This window comes from Xenorhabdus doucetiae (assembly GCF_000968195.1).
In the GTDB taxonomy this organism is placed as follows: Bacteria; Pseudomonadota; Gammaproteobacteria; order Enterobacterales; family Enterobacteriaceae; genus Xenorhabdus; species Xenorhabdus doucetiae.
Map to the genome: position 1 here is coordinate 392,153 of NZ_FO704550.1, position 19,591 is coordinate 411,743.

At 43.9% G+C, this 19,591-nt stretch carries 17 protein-coding genes; 15 read left to right on the plus strand and 2 right to left on the minus strand.

Translation table 11 applies throughout. The annotated features are described in order from the left end of the window. Window positions 1-9: 9 nt before the first annotated feature. On the minus strand, window positions 10-942 hold the full coding sequence (locus tag XDD1_RS01970) for a LysR family transcriptional regulator (protein ID WP_045968223.1): 933 nt from the start codon (window positions 940-942) through the stop codon (window positions 10-12). Between the two features lie 116 nt (window positions 943-1,058). Here XDD1_RS01970 and XDD1_RS01975 point away from each other — a divergent pair, with 116 nt between their 5' ends. The 11 genes from XDD1_RS01975 (at window position 1,059) to hflX (ending at window position 14,869) form a co-directional block, all read left to right on the plus strand. Continuing rightward, window positions 1,059-2,549: an MFS transporter gene (locus XDD1_RS01975; RefSeq protein ID WP_045968225.1), complete on the plus strand. Its 1,491-nt coding sequence runs from the start codon at window positions 1,059-1,061 to the stop codon at window positions 2,547-2,549. Between the two features lie 70 nt (window positions 2,550-2,619). Next, window positions 2,620-3,324 (plus strand): DUF6875 domain-containing protein, encoded by a 705-nt coding sequence (locus XDD1_RS01980; protein ID WP_045968227.1) that lies wholly within the window; start codon window positions 2,620-2,622, stop codon window positions 3,322-3,324. A 39-nt stretch (window positions 3,325-3,363) separates the two neighbouring features. Then, complete coding sequence (locus XDD1_RS01985) at window positions 3,364-4,767, plus strand: tryptophanase (protein WP_045968230.1); 1,404 nt, start codon at window positions 3,364-3,366, stop codon at window positions 4,765-4,767. A 10-nt stretch (window positions 4,768-4,777) separates the two neighbouring features. After that, entirely contained in the window at window positions 4,778-6,007 is a 1,230-nt protein-coding gene (locus XDD1_RS01990) for an acyl-CoA dehydrogenase family protein (RefSeq protein ID WP_045968232.1), read from the plus strand. A gap of 34 nt (window positions 6,008-6,041) precedes the next feature. Beyond that, window positions 6,042-7,475 carry a 4-hydroxyphenylacetate 3-hydroxylase family protein gene (locus XDD1_RS01995; protein WP_045968233.1) on the plus strand — a complete coding sequence of 478 codons (1,434 nt, stop codon included), beginning with the start codon at window positions 6,042-6,044 and terminating at the stop codon, window positions 7,473-7,475. Between the two features lie 871 nt (window positions 7,476-8,346). Further along, window positions 8,347-8,811, plus strand: coding sequence for a tRNA (adenosine(37)-N6)-threonylcarbamoyltransferase complex ATPase subunit type 1 TsaE (gene tsaE / locus XDD1_RS02000; RefSeq protein WP_045968235.1), 465 nt, complete (start codon window positions 8,347-8,349; stop codon window positions 8,809-8,811). Further along, complete coding sequence (gene amiB, locus XDD1_RS02005) at window positions 8,808-10,190, plus strand: N-acetylmuramoyl-L-alanine amidase AmiB (RefSeq protein WP_084720906.1); 1,383 nt, start codon at window positions 8,808-8,810, stop codon at window positions 10,188-10,190. Before tsaE ends, amiB begins: the two co-directional genes overlap by 4 nt. Window positions 10,191-10,229: 39 nt before the next feature. Beyond that, window positions 10,230-12,146, plus strand: a complete 1,917-nt coding sequence (gene mutL / locus XDD1_RS02010) for a DNA mismatch repair endonuclease MutL (protein WP_045968237.1) — start codon at window positions 10,230-10,232, stop codon at window positions 12,144-12,146. Next, a complete protein-coding gene (miaA, locus tag XDD1_RS02015) occupies window positions 12,139-13,080 on the plus strand; it encodes a tRNA (adenosine(37)-N6)-dimethylallyltransferase MiaA (protein WP_045968239.1) in 942 nt (313 codons plus the stop codon). The genes mutL and miaA overlap by 8 nt, the downstream gene beginning before the upstream one ends. A gap of 110 nt (window positions 13,081-13,190) precedes the next feature. After that, window positions 13,191-13,493, plus strand: coding sequence for an RNA chaperone Hfq (gene hfq / locus XDD1_RS02020; RefSeq protein ID WP_045968241.1), 303 nt, complete (start codon window positions 13,191-13,193; stop codon window positions 13,491-13,493). 95 nt (window positions 13,494-13,588) lie between these two features. Next, window positions 13,589-14,869, plus strand: a complete 1,281-nt coding sequence (gene hflX, locus XDD1_RS02025; RefSeq protein WP_045968243.1) for a ribosome rescue GTPase HflX — start codon at window positions 13,589-13,591, stop codon at window positions 14,867-14,869. Here the strand turns inward: hflX and XDD1_RS19590 are convergent. Further along, on the minus strand, window positions 14,857-15,018 hold the full coding sequence (locus XDD1_RS19590; protein ID WP_167541610.1) for a hypothetical protein: 162 nt from the start codon (window positions 15,016-15,018) through the stop codon (window positions 14,857-14,859). The two genes, hflX and XDD1_RS19590, sit on opposite strands and share 13 nt — an antisense overlap. Before the next feature lie 183 nt (window positions 15,019-15,201). Here XDD1_RS19590 and hflK point away from each other — a divergent pair, with 183 nt between their 5' ends. From hflK to nsrR, 4 genes are all read left to right on the plus strand, one after another. Continuing rightward, on the plus strand, window positions 15,202-16,413 hold the full coding sequence (gene hflK, locus XDD1_RS02030) for an FtsH protease activity modulator HflK (RefSeq protein WP_045968245.1): 1,212 nt from the start codon (window positions 15,202-15,204) through the stop codon (window positions 16,411-16,413). A gap of 2 nt (window positions 16,414-16,415) precedes the next feature. Continuing rightward, complete coding sequence (gene hflC, locus XDD1_RS02035; RefSeq protein ID WP_045968247.1) at window positions 16,416-17,426, plus strand: protease modulator HflC; 1,011 nt, start codon at window positions 16,416-16,418, stop codon at window positions 17,424-17,426. A 260-nt stretch (window positions 17,427-17,686) separates the two neighbouring features. Continuing rightward, a complete protein-coding gene (locus tag XDD1_RS02040; RefSeq protein ID WP_045968249.1) occupies window positions 17,687-18,985 on the plus strand; it encodes an adenylosuccinate synthase in 1,299 nt (432 codons plus the stop codon). A gap of 177 nt (window positions 18,986-19,162) precedes the next feature. Then, window positions 19,163-19,582, plus strand: coding sequence for a nitric oxide-sensing transcriptional repressor NsrR (nsrR, locus tag XDD1_RS02045; protein WP_045968251.1), 420 nt, complete (start codon window positions 19,163-19,165; stop codon window positions 19,580-19,582). Window positions 19,583-19,591 lie beyond the last annotated feature (9 nt).

Consider the following 19,591-nt stretch of genomic DNA (forward strand, 5'->3'; position numbering starts at 1 on the left):
CGAGCTTTCTTATTTTCCGTTACTATTTTGGTGCTGTTTTCCAGTACCGCCCTCTATCTCCTGCCAACATAACACCATCCAATCCATCAATACCGATATCCGGTGGGGAACATAGTGGCTTTTCATTCTTAGCAGATGAACAGGTAGTGCAGGCAGTTGCCAATCAGGTAGCAGTTTGACTAATTTCCCGCTGTAAATGGCTTCATTGAATAGCCAGGCAGGACCAGCATGAATTCCTGCACCGTGGCAGACAGCTTGGTAAATTGCACCGACATTATTCAGGTAAAAGTTGCCGGATAGTTCTATTTGCTCTATTTCATGATCGCGGGAGAGTTGCAGGCGAGTGGGGGAGATATGTTGATGAAGCGAGTAAATGATAGTTTTATGAAAACTCAGATCTTGTGGATGCCTTGGCGTACCGTATTTCTGTAGGTAATCAGGGCTGGCGCATAATACTCCAGCCATATTGCCCAATTTTCTAGCGACCAAACTGGAAGCGGGTAATTCCCCAATACGCATAGCAAGATCAATTCCTTCTTGCTGAAGATCCAAGCAATTGTCCGAAAGTACTAAGTCGAAGGTAATGTCAGGATATTGATGCTGGAAAAGCGTTAGCCATTGTGTGACATAACGTTCCCCTAAATTTACAGGGGTGGTTATTTTTATTTTACCAGCCAATGACTTATTACTGATATCACCCAATATGCCATCCATTTCATACAGTAAGGGACGTATTTGCTCATAGGCCAACGTTCCGGCGGCTGTTAGGCTAAGTTTTCTGGTTGAACGATTAATTAATTGAACCTTGAGTTGATGCTCAAGGGCGGCCAAGCGTCGGCTGGCAACAGAGGGATCTAATCGCAAGTCTTTTGCTGCTTTTGTCAGGCTGCCTCTCTCGACAATACGAAAAAAGAGCTGCCAGAGTGTCAGATCATGATTCATGCCATTTCCACAATTTATATTTGAGTATATAGCAATATTATTGCTGATTTTACATAAGTAAAATCAAACAATCGAGTGGTTCTGTTTTGAAAGATATTCTTTGTGGAGAACGTCGCATGCAGATAATGGATAAGAAATCTTGGAGCCGTTATTGGGTCTTGGCTGCTGTTTGCATGGCAGGGCTGATTTTACCATTGGAATATACTGGCCCAGCCGTAGCATTACCCGCGATCCAAACTGAATTGGGCGGCAGCGGAATTGCTTTATCTTGGGTTATCAATGCATTTGCTCTAAGTTTTGGCAGTGCCGTGATGGCGGCAGGGGCATTAGCCGATCAATATGGGCGTAAGAAGATGTTTGTGATCGGCATAGCGGGTTTTACGCTATTTTCTGTCATCGTCAGTGTTGCCACTCATGTCGTTTTTCTTGATTTGGTGCGCGGAGTTCAAGGGTTTTTTGCCGCCTTAACGATGGCAGGAGGTAATGCGTCCTTAGCACAAGAGTTTGAGGGGAGAGCAAGAACAAAGGCTTTCGGATTACTGGGAACAGCTTTTGGTGCCGGATTAGCATTTGGGCCTGTGATCTCAGGGGCTTTAGTCGAAACATTAGGTTGGCGTTCTGTTTTTCTATTGGGAGCTTTGTTCGGTGGCATTGCATTGATAATCGGTAGCCTTCATATGCGAGACTCGCGTGATCCTGATGCAGCTAAACTCGATATTAAGGGGTTAATTAGTTTTACGGCATTTCTCGTATTGCTGACATTTGGCATTATGCAAATTCCGCAAAGTGGTATTGGTAGTTTCCCTGTTATTTTGCTTCTCAGTGCAGCAGTTCTCATGTTGGTTATTTTTATTACCTGTGAACTCACTCATGCTCGCCCAATGTTAGATATCTCTCTTTTCCGATTCAAAAAGTTTGTTGGAGTGCAATTCTTGCCTCTGGCAACCGCAGTCTGCTTTATTGTTTTGCTGATATTGTTTCCGATTCGTCTGATCGGTATTGAAGGTTACAGCGCAATTGAGGCAGGAAAAATGATGATTGCACTGTCAGCCCCGATGCTTCTTGTTCCTTTTCTGGCGGCATTACTGACCCGTTGGATTTCATCACCGATACTTTCTTGTATGGGCTTGCTGTGTGCAGCCGTTGGGTTGGCGTGGTTAGCAAATCTGCCAGTGGGAACAGAGCCGACAATGTTAATGTTGCCATTGTTGTTGATTGGCATTGGCACGGGTTTCCCTTGGGGATTGATGGATGATCTTTCAATCCGAGTGGTTCCGATTGAACGGGCAGGAATGGCGACAGGTATTTTCACCACAATGCGGGCTTGTGGTGAAGCTATATGTGTTGCGGGAGCGTTGGCAATGTTGAATTTTCTTTTACATATAGATTTACAACAGGTTTCCCAACAATCTCCAAGTACCATTTCAACTGCGGCGAATAATTTGACAACAGGAAATTTTGAGAGTGCTAAGGGATTGTTTGTCGGTTTATCAGAACAAGGTTTGATGGCTATTTATAGTGGCGCTTTCAGTATCCTGATTTATACCCTAATGGGAATAACATTATTGGCTGCTGCTGTTTGTTTTGTGACTTTGAGAAATGATTGAATAGCTGTACGTTCTAATTAAGACCAGTGTAACAAAATGCTTGATAAAAACTTAGCTTGGAGGCGTTACCATGCAGACGAATTTGGCTCCATTAGTAACTCATTCATATTGTTCACCAAAACTTATTCCGATATCAGATGTGTTATCGTTTAATGAATTAAATTCAAATGCATTGAAGACGACTGCTCAGTGGTGTATTGATTATTTATGTAAGCCACATCCTGAGTTAGGAAGGTCGGGTGTTGTTTGTCCCTACTCTCCTATTTCCATGAAAAAAGAAACATTTTGGCTTACTGAAATAAAAACTAAAGGACGAACTGAAGAAGAAATAAAGAAAGATGTTATCAGTCTTTCTTATCTATTCCATAAACAAGAACCTCGTGCTGGTGAGGAAACTCAATTTAAGACTATTGTTAGTATATGGGATGATATTTATTCCGAAGAAGATATTTCTCGTTTGCATTATGAAATGAAACCCATATTTTTACATGCGGGATTAATGTTGGGAGAGTTTTTTAGTTCTTGTGAAAAAAGAGGATTACGAAATTCAAGCTTTTATCCTTTACGTTCACCTATACCATTATTAGTTGTTAGAGAGATGGTGGAATTTGACATAGCATTTCTTTCAGACTCAATAGAATATGTCAAAGAATATATACATAAATATGGTGATCGTGGTTTGAATGCTATAAAACATATGCTGAATAATAATAAAAAAATCGGTCTCAGTGATGAGCAAATGGCAGTTTTGAAATCATATTTAATGTATCAATAGTAACTTCATAACAATAATCATTATTTGAGGGCAATAGTTATGTCAAAACTTGTTCCAGAGCCTTGGCGAATCAAAATGGTTGAGCCAATAAGAATGACAACCCAATCTCAACGCAAAAATGCATTGATAGAAGCGGGATTGAACCCATTTATTTTAAAATCAGAAGATGTATTTATTGATCTACTCACTGATAGCGGAACAGGCGCCATGAGTGATCAGCAGTGGGCCAGCATGTTTTTAGGTGATGAATCTTATGCAGGTAGTAAGAGTTATTATCTATTATCACAGGCTGTTGAAGAGATATTTGATTTTCAATACACAATTCCTGTGCATCAAGGTCGGGGGGCAGAACAAATACTATTTCCATTGCTTGTGGAATTAGCGAAAGAAAAGGGGGCTTCCAAGCCTGTTTTTTTGTCTAATCACCATTTTGATACAACAAAAGCTCACATAGAGATGGCAGGGGCTAGAGCTAAGAATTTCATTTGCTCTTCTTCTTTACAAACAGAAATTGCGGATGATTGGAAAGGTAATTTTGATTTAAATGAATTGTACAATGAAATTAAATATAATCAGAAGAATATTGTCGCCATTATTATTACAATTACCTGTAATAGTGTAGGTGGGCAACCAGTTTCGATGGAGAATATTCGAGCCGCTGCAAGAATGGCTCGTGATTCTGGTATTCTTGTTATTATTGATGCTGCACGATTTGCAGAAAATTCCTATTTTATTAAGCAAAGGGATAGTGAATTTTCTCATAAATCTATATCTAAGATAGTTAAAGAAATATTTAATGAGGCAGACATATTTATTATGTCTGCAAAGAAAGATGGTATGGTGAATATTGGGGGTTTGTGCTGCTTCCGTAACAATGAATCTTTATTTAGACAAGTTCAGCTAAGGTGTGTCCCAATGGAAGGGTTTGTGACATACGGAGGGCTGGCGGGGCGGGATATGGCAGCAATGGCCACCGGATTGCGGGAAGCACTGGATGAGGATCATCTACGTAGTCGAATAGCTCAAGTTGAATATCTGGGATATAAATTACAACAAGCAGGTATTCCTATCCAAACCCCTGTAGGGGGACATGCTGTATTTGTTGATGCGCGTAAAATATTTCCTGATATTAAACCGGAAAATTTCCCTGCTCAGGTTCTTTGTAATGCCCTGTATTTAGAAAGTGGCGTCAGAGCAACTGAAATAGGTTCATTAATGATGGGAAGAGATCCCGTTACAGGGCAGCAGGAACCTTCATTATTTGAATTAATGAGGTTAACCATTCCACGTCGAACTTATACTGATAATCATATGAGTTATGTTGCTGATTCGCTGATTAATGTTGTTAAAAATGCTGACATGTTAAAACCTCTTGAATTTGAATATGAACCCAAAATATTAAGACACTTTACCGCTCGTTTCAGGGAAATTGAACGTTTATGAGGAGAAAAGAATGCAAAGTACAATGTATGCTGCATTGAGAGAAAACAGCGGTGTTATGCCAACATCGCTTCTCCATTTTCACCAAATGGCTTTAAATATGCGAAACTTGCTGAGGGAAAAACAAGACGAACACAATAAATTAGGGACATATTCTCAAGAGTTACATGAGTTTTTTCTGAAACGGGGATTTTACCGTTTATTGCAACCAAAGAGGTATGGTGGTTTTGAATTTTCTTTTTCTGAATATTATCGAATCATGTTGGCAATATCAGAGGGGCATCCTTCTCTTGGTTGGAATTTAACTCTTGGGGCTTCGCATGTTTTTTTAATTGCGTCACATTATTCTGAGTCTGTTCAAGATGAGCTTTTTAATGGGAATGAACAATTTATTGCAGCGCACAAGGCATTTCCGGCAGGAACGTGCAGAAAGATAAATCAGGGATATATTGTAGATGGCATTTTTCCTTACTGTAGTGGTATCACGTATGCAACCCACGTAATTCTCACTGTGATTTGTGATTCCCAACAACCTAATCAGCATCCGATGAGCTGCATTATTCCTAGGCGAGATTTTGAAATATTAAATGACTGGGGAGAATACCGGACGTTGGGTATGTGGGCTAGTGGTTCCAATAGCATTCGGCTGAATTCGGTGTTCGTACCAGAGAGAATGGCCAGGCCTTTTCGGGCATTTTATGCAGATCAAGATGTTGATAATGGCACTGAAGGAACAAGAATACATCATAATTCTATGTACCTTGGTTATTTGATGGCTCCTTACCACGCTAATCTGCTTGTTCCTATTATTGGGGCGAGTAAAGCTGCACTTGAAGAATTCAGGAAATATGAAAAATCTGGTGATGTCAATGAAATGGTATTTGTACGCGCATTAGGTTTGGCAACATTACTTTCTGATTCAGCAGAAGCTATCTTATTTAATGTATTCGATAAGTACGCTTCATTGTGTCAGCGTTGGGAACAGCATCGATTGCCTATGACTGTAGATGAAAATTTACGTTTATGGGGACAGTTGCAACAAGCCGGTCGTTTAGCAAGTGAAAGTATTGATATGCTTTTTCGAAGTGCTGGTTCATCGGCTGCATTAAAAGGATCTCGTCTTCTTCAATATTTTAATGATGTACAAATGTATCGTGGTCATGTTGGGTCTCAATGGGAACAACTATCTTTGTATGTTGGGCGTTCAGTACTGAATAGAAAAATTTCTTTTCTTGATCTTTAAAATGAACCGTATGGACTGAAGGAGTGTAGAAAAGATGATAAGAACAGGAGAGCAATATATTAAGGATCTTCGTGATGGGCGTACCATTTTTATAAATGGAGAAAAAATTACTCATCATGTAGATCACGCCGCATTTAAAAATGCGATTAAAACGATAGCTGGTTTATACGATTATCAGAAAGAAAATTTTGAAAAAATGACTTTCATAACAAAGTCAGGTAATCGAATAGGGCGATATTGGGAGTTTCCGACAACAGCTCTAAAATTAATAGAACGCGGACAAGCTGCTTATGATTGGGCGATGCAAGGCGCTGGATGGATAGGACGAGGTCCCGATCACGTTTCGTCTGCGTTGGTTGGGATGATGACTCATATTGATGTATTCGAGTCCTATTCAAAAGAGCGTGCGGATGCTTTGAAAAATTACTTTGCCTATGTGAGTGAGAAAGATCTTTACCTAACTTATGCACTAGTAAACCCGCAGGGAGATCGTTCGAAAACACCAGGTGAACACGCCAAAAATATCTATCACACACTCGGATTGGTTGAAAAAAATTCACAAGGAATCATTGTCAGAGGCTCGAAGATGCTTGCAACAGGAGCGCCATTGGCTGATGAAGTACTGATTGGTGTACATAATCCCCTCAAACCTGGCATTGATGAGCGCTATGCTTTGTCCTTTGCTATGCCATTGAGTACAAAAGGTATCAAGATTATTTCACGGCGATCTTATGGGTTGGGGGTAAATCCCAAAGATTATCCGTTATCGTGCCAATTTGATGAGAATGATGCGATTCTCTATTTTGATGATGTACTTGTGCCTTGGGAACGTGTATTTATTTTTGAAGATATTGAGATGTGTCGTAAGCAATTTCATGCAACGGGGGCAGAAATGCTGATGGATACCCAGAGTATGGCTAGGTATGCCGTGAAGTTGCATTTTCTTGCTGGGTTAGCTCAAGCGATGTCGGAGGCTAATGGAATCAATAAATATCCTGCGGTGAGAGAATCTCTTGCTGAACTTGCGTGCTATGCAATGAATATTGAAGGACTTTTTAGAAGTCTGATACATAATCCAAATAGACATAATGGATTTTATCTTCCTGATCAAACCCAACTTTACGCCTGTCAGGTTATTGCGCAATCTATTTACCCAAAAGTAATGGATACGATACGGAATTTGGTCGGCGGTGGTGTCATTATGTTGCCATCCAGTGAAGAAGATTTGTTAAATGATGAAGTATTAAATGTGGTTGAGAAAACGCAGTATTCATCTACTCTTTCCCCGATAGAAAAAGTTCGGTTGATGAAACTGGTTTGGGATTCGGTTGGTTCGGAATTCGCGTCAAGGCATTTGCAATATGAAATGTTTTATTCCGGTTCACATTTTGTCACGCTTAATCGTTTTTATGATCGTTATGATTGGAAATTCTCGAAAGAATTAGTTGAGAATATAACAGTATCCTAGTTTTACTTTAACCTTATCCACTAACTGTGTTGTCTACTAACTGTGTTGTCTACTAATTATGTTGTCTACTAACTATATTATCTACTAATTATGGGCTATGGAGACATAGCCTGTAAGGAATAGTCGGTAGTGACTGGACAGTAGGAAAATAGCGTCAGCGTAGAGATGTTGGTACTTATTGCAAGACAATCTCTACCAAATATAAATTGTCGATAAAGCACTTGCTATCCGATTCCAACAGGTCCATAATGCCGCCTCATTTTTGAAGAGGCAGAGGAAAATTTCTCCACTAGCGTCTAGAATGGATGAGTGGATTTTTTATTTCGCTGCTGATTTCTGGTGTTGTCCACGAGAATTCAATTCTTGTTTTTTATCCACAGTATTTAACATGATTACCCTGCTGAGTCACCTGATGATGCTCTAGTTGTTACACAGAGTTATCCACAGGAGGCTTCTTCGTGTTTGGTTTTTTAGGTTTATCATTCACAACCATAGTTCAAACTTAACTTATTGATTAATTAAAGTAATTAACCTAATTTAAAAATAACATGATCAGTGTTTATTCTCTGTTTGTTAGTTGATCAGCAAAGTATTTTTATTTTTATTCACAAGGAAACGAACGGGTTTTTTTATAAGAAATTCGGCTGATTGCTTATTAAGCACACCCAGTCTTGATACGGCAAATTGCCGGACCTTCCGCGACACACAGACACTTTTCTTCACGCCAGTTGAATACTTAGCTTAATACATGGCAGTGCAGAAGATTCTCAATGATCACGTCTAAATTATGTTATGGTTATTGGTTAGCTATTTAACTGATATGTCTACCTGATTCGTTTCTAATCCAATAAATCAACATAGATATTTTTCAATGAAAGAACTCGTTTTATCACTTCCAAATGAAGATGCCACCGTTGCATTGGGTAACGCAGTGGCGGCAGTTGGCGATCGCGGCTATGTTATTTATTTATATGGCGATCTTGGTGCGGGAAAAACTACATTTAGTCGTGGTTTTCTGCAAGCTCTCGGCCATCAGGGGCATGTGAAAAGTCCGACTTATACGTTAGTCGAACCTTATGCCTTACAACCACGGCCTGTTTATCATTTTGATCTTTACCGTTTGGCTGACCCTGAAGAGCTGGAATTTATGGGTATCCGTGATTATTTCCATCAGGACGCCATTTGCTTGGTGGAATGGCCTCAGCAGGGAGCTGGCGTTTTGCCGGATGCGGATATTGAGCTGCACTTGAGCTACGACCGTGAAGGGCGACAGGCACGTTTTGTTGCGTTATCTAAATATGGTGAAAGTCTGTTGGATAATTTGAAGTCCTTATGAAGGAATCCCCGACCATGATGAATGCCTTTTTCGTGACTGTTTGTTTTGCGAATGATTTTTTTGTGAATATAAGCAAAAAATGGCGTGCCCATTGGGGGATGGCCAGTGTTCTGTTTTTCATGTTGGGTCAGTTGATCATGACGACCGCCTCAGCGGCCACGTTGTCAGATATTCATGTGAAAAATGGTTCCTCCGAGGCCGTCGTGACGTTGGAATTCACCGGCGGGTATCCTGATTATCGATTCTTTCCTTTGCATTCTCCTGAGCGATTGGTGGTGGATATTCGCCAATCCGGTAAAGTTATTGGGTTGCCGCTGCGTTTATCCGGCCAGAATCTGGTAAAACTTGTACGCTCCAGCCAATCACCTGATGCACATCATCAGCGGGTGGTATTGGAGTTAACACATAAGGCCACGGCAACTTCTGTGGTGAAAACGTCTTCGGCGAAAAATGGCGCTAATAAATCGCAAGTGGTGCTGACACTGAAAACTCATGGAGTCACCAGCAACGCGCCAGTATCCAATCATCATGCCTTACAAAATGACAGTAAGCGATTACTTACAAATAATGCGGCGCTGACGGGAAAAGAAGAGACGAAGCCAGTCGCGAATCACCGTGAACAAAGTGTGAAAAAACAGGCTGGCCAATCTGCACAAGAAAGAATCACTCGTTCGATTGTCGTGGCTATTGATGCGGGGCATGGTGGGCAAGATCCGGGTGCGATTGGGCAACGGGGATTGAAAGAAAAAAACGTAACGATTAATGTTGCCCGTAAGTTGGAAGCCCTTTTGCGCAATGATCCCATGTTCAAGCCGGTGTTGACGCGAAATGGCGATTATTTTATCTCTGTGGCGGGGCGTTCCGAAGTTGCCCGTAAACATAAAGCCAATATGTTAGTCTCGATTCATGCCGATGCCGCACCCAATCGCAGCGCCAGAGGTGCTTCGGTTTGGGTGCTCTCCAACCGTCGTGCAAACAGTGAAATGGGAAATTGGCTGGAACAGCATGAGAAACAATCGGAATTACTGGGCGGTGCGGGAAATGTACTTGCCAATGGTAGTGATCCTTATCTGAGTCAGGCGGTGCTGGATTTGCAATTTGGGCACTCACAACGTGTTGGCTATGACGTTGCTGTGCAAGTGTTGAATCAGCTCACTAAAATTGGTTCTCTGCATAAGCGCACACCAGAACATGCCAGCCTGGGTGTTTTGCGCTCGCCGGATATCCCGTCTATTTTAGTCGAAACGGGATTTATCAGTCACTTGTCTGAAGAAGAACTATTAGGTTCCAATCAATATCAGGAAAAATTGGCACAAGCCATTCACTTGGGGTTACGTCACTATTTTCAGGCTAACCCATTGCAGTCTGCACCAAAGTAAATAGTCTGTGTCAAAGTCAAAACGTAAGTAAGGTCAAATATGGCTATCAAGATATTACCCCCACAATTAGCAAACCAGATTGCTGCCGGTGAAGTGGTTGAACGCCCTGCCTCTGTGGTCAAGGAATTGGTGGAAAATAGCCTTGATGCCGGTGCAACCCGTATTGATATTGACATTGAACGGGGTGGCGCGAAATTGATTCGGATCCGCGATAATGGGTGTGGGATCAGTCAGGAAGATCTGACGCTGGCGCTGGCACGCCATGCAACCAGTAAAATTGCTTCATTGGATGATTTGGAAGCGATTGTCAGTATGGGGTTTCGTGGGGAAGCGCTGGCGAGTATCAGCTCTGTTTCAAGGCTGACATTAACGTCCCGTACTGAAAGCCAGACAGAAGCGTGGCAATCTTATGCTGAAGGCCGTGATATGGAGGTGACGGTAAAACCTGCCGCTCATCCGGTGGGAACCACCGTTGAAGTGTTGGATCTGTTTTATAACACGCCGGCTCGCCGAAAATTCCTGAGAACGGAAAAAACGGAATTTGGTCACATTGATGAAGTGATACGTCGGATAGCGCTGGCGCGGTTGGATGTCGCCATCAATCTGAATCACAATGGGAAATTGGTGCGTCAGTATCGCCCCGCCAAAGATGAATCTCAGTATGAACGCCGCTTGGCCGCGATTTGTGGTGCCGCGTTTGTGCAACAAGCGCTGGCGTTGTCATGGCAGCATGATTCCTTGTCCATTAAGGGCTGGGTTGCTGATCCCGTGAATACGGCAGTCAGCGATATCCAATATTGCTATGTCAATGGGCGCATGATGCGGGATCGCCTGATTAATCATGCGATTCGTCAAGCGTATCAGGATTTGATTAAGGGTGAACAGCAACCCGCTTATGTTTTGTATCTTGAAATCGATCCGCGCCAAGTGGATGTCAATGTGCATCCCGCCAAACATGAAGTCCGTTTCCATCAGGCTCGCTTAGTCCATGATTTTATTTACCAAGGCGTGGCGGCGGTACTGAAACAACGCACTGGAGGAGATGAGTTGGCGCTGGGTTGCCAAGAAAGTGCGGCAAGCTGGGTGCCGGAGAATCGCCCTTCTGCGGGAGAAAATCATTTTCTCGGCAAGCGTAATGAGCGAGCTGATGAGGCACCTTCACGACGGTATGAACATCATGATCGTGGCACATCGCAAGCACATCATAAGGAAAGCTACCAGAAAAAACAGGGTGAGTTGTATCAAAATATGATGCAATCTTCACCGGAAGAAAAACGTGCGTTATTTCCAGAAAGGGGCGAGCCGACCTCTCAGCCAATCGCTGTTCCTGCCACACCAGTGCCATCAGGATCGGGGAAATCTGAGCTTGGAAAATCAGATCTTGGAAAATCAGGTCTTGGAAGATATAGCTTTGGCAAAGTATTGTGCATTTATGCCGCAAGCTATGCCTTGATCGAATCCCCCTTGGGAATCGGTCTACTTTCCCTGCCAGTGGCTGAACGCTGGCTAAAACAGGCGCAACTGACCCCAGGGGAGCAGGGATTAAAATCCCAGCCCTTATTAATCCCGCTGAAACTGGCTCTCGATCAGTCAGAAATGCAGGTACTGAAGCAGAATAGTGACTTATTAAAGACTTTTGGGATTGAATCGACAGTCGCGCATGGAAAAGTGACCATTCATGCGGTATCGTTGCCTCTGCGCCAACAGAACCTGCCTAAACTCTTGCCGGAACTGTTGGGCTATCTAGGGGAACAGTCAACGGCTTCTGTGGAACAGGTGGCCATTTGGCTTTCCCGTCATGTGGGTAGTGAGCATGAAACGTGGAACATCGCGCAAGCCGTCCAGCTTTTGGCTGAGGTCGAGCGCCTTTGCCCGCAACTGGTGGGATCGCCGCCGGATGGGTTATTACAATTAATTGATTTACAAGCAGTGGTGGCACTTTTTAATCATGAGTGATTTAAAAACTCAACATCTGCCGACAGCCATTTTTATCATGGGGCCAACGGCTTCAGGAAAAACGGCGTTATCGATCGCTTTACGTCAGCGTCTTCCGGTTGAATTAATCAGCGTCGATTCTGCGTTGATTTATCGTGGAATGGATATTGGGACAGCAAAACCTTCCGCAGAAGAGCAAACATTGGCACCGCATCGTTTGATCGATATTCTTGACCCTGCGGCAGTCTATTCTGCTGCTGATTTTCGCCGTGATGCCCTAAAAGAAATGGCCGAGATCACGGCGTCCGGGAGAATTCCACTCCTGGTTGGTGGAACCATGCTATATTTCAAAGCATTGTTGGAAGGATTATCGCCTTTGCCTTCAGCGGACCCTGAAATTAGGGCGCAAATTGAACAACAGGCAGCGGAGCTGGGATGGGACGTTTTACATCAACAATTACAGGATATTGATCCCGTTTCTGCGGCAAGGATTCATCCGAATGATCCACAACGTCTTACTCGTGCACTGGAAGTTTTTCGGATTTCGGGTAAAACTCTAACTGAATTGACTGAAACGTCTGGAGAAATATTGCCTTATCGAGTTCATCAATTTGCGATCGCGCCAGCAAGTCGTGAAATTTTGCATCAACGCATCGCAGCCCGTTTTGAACAAATGATCAAATCAGGGTTTGAAGATGAAGTGAAAGCGCTTTATGCTCGTGGTGATTTGCATACAGATTTACCCTCCATTCGTTGTGTTGGTTATCGTCAGATGTGGTCTTACCTCGCGGGCGAAATATCTCATGATGAGATGGTTTATCGCGGTATCTGTGCGACACGCCAATTGGCAAAGCGTCAGATCACGTGGCTCAGGAGTTGGGACAATGTGGCTTGGTTGGATAGCGATCAACCTAAACAAAACCTAAACACAGTCATGCAGGTTATTAGTACATAAATTCATTGATTGTGTACAATTGATCAGTACGAAAGTGTCATTTTTGAGTAGTTACTTTTTTCGAACCTATAGGTTCTTAGTGAAAAACAACAAAATAAGGAAAATATAGAATGGCTAAGGGGCAATCTCTGCAAGATCCATTCCTGAACGCTTTACGACGTGAAAGGGTCCCGGTTTCTATTTATTTGGTCAACGGCATCAAATTACAGGGGCAGATTGAATCTTTTGACCAATTTGTCATTTTACTGAAAAACACGGTTAGCCAGATGGTCTATAAACATGCCATCTCTACTGTTGTGCCTTCCCGCCCAGTGTCCCACCATGGTAACAACCAGGGTGTGCCGACTGGCGTTGGAAATTATCACGCTGGCACTAACCCAGCAGCACAACAGGAAAGCGATGGCGCTGAATAAATCAGCAGCCGTGCCTGAAAATAAAAACATAGGTAGGGAGACTTTACCTATGTTTTTTCTTATTGGATTTTTACTCAGCCTGAGGGGTTGCACCGTTGTTTGATCGTTATGAAGGCGGAGAGTTAGCCGTTCTGGTGCATGTTTTCTTCTCACAGGAAAAAGATACGGAAAATCTCAGTGAGTTCGAGTCATTGGTGACTTCCGCAGGTGTTTCTCCTGTGCAGATTGTAACGGGAAGCCGGAAAGCACCTCATCCGAAATATTTTGTCGGAGAGGGCAAGGCAGAGGAGATTGCTGAAGCTGTCAAAAACAGTGGTGCAGATGTGGTGTTATTTGACCATGCCCTCAGCCCAGCACAGGAACGTAATCTTGAACGCTTGTGCCAGTGTCGTGTGGTTGATCGCACGGGCGTGATTCTGGATATTTTTGCCCAGCGGGCAAGAACGCACGAAGGCAAGTTACAAGTCGAATTAGCGCAATTGCGTCATCTATCCACCCGTCTGGTGCGGGGCTGGACTCACCTTGAACGCCAAAAAGGGGGGATCGGGCTGCGTGGGCCTGGAGAAACCCAGTTGGAAAGTGACCGTCGTATGTTGCGTGACAAAATCAAACAGATTTTGGGACGCCTTGGCAAAGTTGAAAAACAGCGTGAACAAGGGCGTCAGGCACGTAATAAAGCCGATATCCCAACCGTCTCTCTTGTCGGTTACACCAATGCGGGGAAATCCAGTCTATTTAATACAATAACTTCATCCGAAGTTTATGCGGCTGATCAGCTTTTTGCCACCCTGGACCCGACATTGCGCCGTATAGAGGTGGATGACGTTGGCACGGTTGTTTTGGCGGATACCGTCGGTTTTATCCGCCATTTGCCTCATGATTTGGTGGCCGCGTTCAAGGCGACGTTGCAGGAAACTCGGCAGGCGAGATTATTGCTGCATGTTGTTGATGCGGCTGATACTCGCGTCGATGAAAATATTACCGCTGTTGACAGTGTGCTTGAAGAGATTGAATCCCATGAAATCCCTTCGCTGATGGTAATGAATAAAATCGATATGCTGGAAGATTTTATTCCCCGTATTGATCGTGATGAAGAAAATCGTCCGGTCAGAGTTTGGTTGTCAGCACAAACTGGCGAAGGTATACCTCTGTTATTGCAAGCGTTGACTGAGCGCCTCTCAGGTGAAATCGCACACTATAAATTGCATCTTCCACCTGAGGCGGGGCGTCTGCGCAGTCGTTTTTATCAGCTTCAGGCCATTGAACGTGAATGGATGGAAGAAAATGGTGAGGTGGGTGTTGAAGTCAGGATGCCTATCGTTGATTGGCGTCGTCTGTGCAAACAAGAACCCAATTTACCAGACTATGTTGTCTGAATGTTGTCTGATTGATTGGCGCAAGACAACAAACAAGGTATCATTTTATCTGCCATTTCAAGGTGCTTATAGTCATGGAGTAGCAGAGATGAAATGGCGGTGATGAAATGACTGTGCCAGAATTGCAGTGACAGAATCAGCACTGTCAAAAGTATCACCCAATAATATTGGTTGCTTACAAAAACGATGAAGTCCGTCGTTTCTGCCCACGGAGGCCGCTGCTAGACCTGTCAGGGACAGGCAACGGTCTGTGAAGTGGGAAGCCTCACCCATCTGGGTGGAGAGCAGTCACCTCTGAAAAACCAGTAAAAACTAGAAAGTGGAGCTAAAACATGGCGTGGAATCAGCCCGGTAATAACGGACAGGACCGCGACCCGTGGGGAAGCAGCAATAATAATGGCGGCAACTCCGGCGGCAACAATAAAGGTGGTCGTAACCGTGGGGCAACTGATCTCGACGATCTGTTCCGTAAACTGAGTGAAAAACTCGGTGGTCTCGGTGGAAACAAAGGTGGAAATGGTTCTGAGCAGAACGCTAAATTTGGCGGGCGTCTTATTGGCCTTGCCGTTGCTGCTGCAGTTGCTGTTTGGGTTGTAAGTGGTTTCTATACGATTAAAGAAGCAGAACGTGGTGTAGTCACTCGATTTGGTAAGTTTAGTCATGTTGTACAGCCTGGCTTGAACTGGAAAATGACGTTCATCGATCAGGTCAGAGCTGTCAACGTTGAAGCTGTTCGCGATTTGGCAACAAAGGGTGCCATGCTGACTTCGGATGAAAACGTGGTTTTGGCTGAAATGAACGTTCAATTCCGTGTCACTGATCCGGCAGCTTATCTCTTTAGTGTCACCAATCCTGATGATAGCCTGCGTCAAGCTACCGACAGTGCCGTGCGCGGTGTTGTTGGCAAATATTCAATGGAAACCAATCTGACGGAAGGGCGTACTGTTGTCCGTAACGATACTCAGAAGGTACTGGAAGAGACTATCCGTCCATACCATATGGGTATTACAGTAGTTGATGTCAACTTCCAGGCTGCTCGTCCGCCAGAAGAAGTTAAGGCCGCATTCGATGATGTCATCGCAGCGCGTGAACAGAAGCAGCAAACCATTCGTGAAGCCAAGGCTTATGAAAACGAAGTATTACCTAAAGCGGAAGGTGAAGCGCAGCGTATTATTGAAGATGCCAAAGCTTATAAAGTTAGCTCCGTATTGAATGCTAAGGGTGAAGTGGCGAGTTTTGCCAAAATTTTGCCTGAATATAAAGCAGCACCACAAATTACTCGTGAACGTCTGTATATCGAGACAATGGAGCGTGTGTTAAGTAATACACGTAAAGTCATTGCAACCGAAAAGAGTAACAACATGCTGCTATTGCCATTAGATCAAGCGGTGAATGATCCGGCGAAAGTTCAGCAAAATGTATCCAGTGACACAGCGGTACAGAAGATGATTCGTCAGAATCAATCAACGCCACGACGGGAATCCAGCACTTATAACGGTAGCGATAACCTGCGCGGTGATACGGTCAGAGTAGGGAGACCATAATCATGCGTAATTCATTCATTGTTGCGATTATCGCGGTATTGGTTGTTCTCTATGCATCAATCTTTACTGTGAAAGAAGGCGAACGTGGTATTGTGCTGCGTTTTAGTAAGGTTGTACGTGATGCAGAAAATAAGCCGGCCATTTATGAGCCTGGTCTGCATTTCAAAATTCCGTTTGTGGAAACAGTCAAAACCCTTGATGCCCGTATTCAAACTATGGATATCACGGCCGACCGTTTCTTGACGCGTGAAAATAAAGACTTGATCGTTGATTCTTACTTGAAGTGGCGCATTAACGATTTTAGTCGTTACTATCTGGCAACGGGGAACGGTGATATCTCCCGTGCTGAAATGATGCTGAGACGTAAATTCAGTGACCGTTTGCGTTCTGAAATTGGTCGTCTTGATGTCCGTGGCATTGTGACTGACTCCCGTGGCCGTTTAACGAGCGATGTGCGTGATGCCCTGAATCAGGGAACCCATGAAGAGGGTGGGGCAACGGATGCCGATAGTGCAATCGCCTCTGCGGCGGCCTTGGTAGCAAAAGAGACAAAAGGCAAGCAACCAGCCATTAACCCAAGCAGCATGGCTGCATTAGGTATTGAGGTTGTTGACGTTCGTATTAAACAGATCAACTTGCCACAGGAAATTTCAGAAGCCATTTACCAGCGTATGCGTGCTGACCGTGAGGCAGAAGCACGTCTCCTGCGTTCACAAGGTTTGGAAGAAGCAGAGAAGATCCGCGCCGTTGCTGATAAAACAGCGACTGAAATTAAGGCAAAAGCACAGAGTCAGGCATTGGTTTTACGTGGTGAAGGTGATGCGGAAGCAACCAAACTATTTGCTGATGCGTTCAACCAAGATCCTGAATTCTATGTATTTATCCGTAGCTTGCGTGCTTACGAGAAGAGCTTCCAGAGTAAGGGGAATGATGTGATGGTACTCAGCCCAGACACTGACTTTTTCCGTTATATGAAAGCCCCTGAGGATCTACGTCCTCGTACTGCGGATTAAGTGATTTCGCTAGGTAAATTACCTAAAGTTTAGCATCATCAAACTGGCGGAATGCGGTTAATATACTTAGCCGCATTCTAGCCCACGATAAGCCACTGTAAAAAACGGCAGTGGCTTATTTTTGTACGTCTGTCATTACCAATGTTTACTTAGCAGCCCATTTATATGACGAAACGAAATAACAGAAGTAACAAAAAATACTGAAAGGTGCTAAATGAGATGGTAGAATCCATTTTTAAGCAACCGAGTGAACTTTTGAAATGGGTAAGAACGTTGTCGTATTGGGCACCCAATGGGGTGACGAGGGCAAGGGTAAAATCGTCGACTTGCTGACTGAACGAGCTAAGTACGTAGTTCGTTATCAAGGGGGCCACAACGCGGGCCATACACTAGTCATCAACGGTGAAAAAACCGTTCTCCACTTAATCCCATCCGGGATCTTACGTGAAAATGTCATTAGCATTATCGCAAATGGGGTCGTTTTAGCACCAGATGCTTTGATGAAAGAGATGAAAGAGCTTGAATCACGTGGGGTTCCTGTACGTGAGCGCCTGCTTATTTCTGAAGCCTGTCCGCTGATCCTGCCTTACCATGTTGCATTGGATAATGCCCGCGAAAAAGCGCGTGGTGCCAAAGCGATTGGTACAACTGGCCGTGGTATCGGTCCTGCATATGAAGACAAAGTCGCACGTCGTGGTTTGCGTGTGGGTGATCTGTTTGATAAAGAAACTTTCGCCGCCAAACTGAAAGAGATCATCGAGTACCACAACTTCCAGTTGGTTAACTACTACAACGAACCTGCTGTTGATTACCAGAAAACATTAGATGACATTCTGGCTGTTGCCGATATCCTGACAGGCATGGTAGTTGACGTTTCTGACCTGCTCTACAAAGCAACTCAGAAAGGTGAGCTGGTGATGTTCGAAGGTGCGCAAGGTACACTGCTGGATATTGACCACGGTACTTATCCTTATGTGACTTCTTCCAACACCACTGCGGGTGGCGTTGCGACGGGTTCCGGTCTGGGTCCACGTTACGTTGATTATGTACTGGGTATTATCAAGGCTTACTCCACCCGCGTTGGCGCAGGCCCATTCCCAACTGAGCTGTTTGATGAGACAGGTGAATACCTGCGTCAGAAAGGTCAGGAATTTGGTGCGACAACAGGTCGTAGCCGTCGTACTGGCTGGTTGGATATCGTTGCTATTCGTCGCGCGATCCAAATCAACTCTCTGTCTGGCTTCTGCATGACTAAACTGGATGTGCTGGATGGTCTGAAAGAAGTGAAAATCTGCGTGGGTTATCGTCAAGCTGATGGCACTGTCATTGATACGACGCCACTGGCAGCAGAGAACTGGGAAGGTCTTGAAGCCGTCTATGAAACCCTGCCTGGCTGGGATGAAAGCACTTTTGGCGTGAAAGATCACAGCCAATTGCCACAAGCTGCATTGAACTACATCAAACGTGTAGAAGATCTGACTGGCGTTCCTGTTGATATTATTTCTACAGGCCCAGATCGTGCAGAAACGATGATCCTGCGTGATCCCTTTGATGCTTAATCGATAGCTTAATCTTTTAGGCGTATATAACCGGGCTTATTGCCCGGTTTTTGTTTTTCCCTGTTTTGCTTAATTTTTAAAATACCCACATAATGATGATCAACTAACGAAAACCAATAAACCTACATTTTTTGGTTCCAAATAAACGCCGTGGTATTCAGTCTCCCAGAGGTGAGTGTGCAGTTAACCAGTTTTACCGATTATGGATTACGTGCCTTGATTTATATGGCGTCTTTACCAGAAGGCCAAATGACAAGCATTACAGAAGTCACTGAAGTTTACGGTGTTTCGCGTAACCATATGGTAAAGATCATCAATCAACTGAGTCACTTGGGATTGGTGAATGCTGTCAGAGGAAAAAATGGCGGCATCAGTTTGGGCAAACCTGCCAACGAGATCAAAATTGGTGATGTGGTTCGTTTCTTGGAGCCATTGTCATTGGTTAACTGTAGTGCCTGTCAAATCACGCCTGCATGTCGCTTAAAGTCAGTCTTGAATCAAGCGGTAGAAAATTTTTTGGAAGAGTTGGATAAATATACTGTGGCCGATATGGTCAAAGACAATCGTCCCCTTTATCAATTGCTTTTGGTTAAGTGAAGCAAGGGG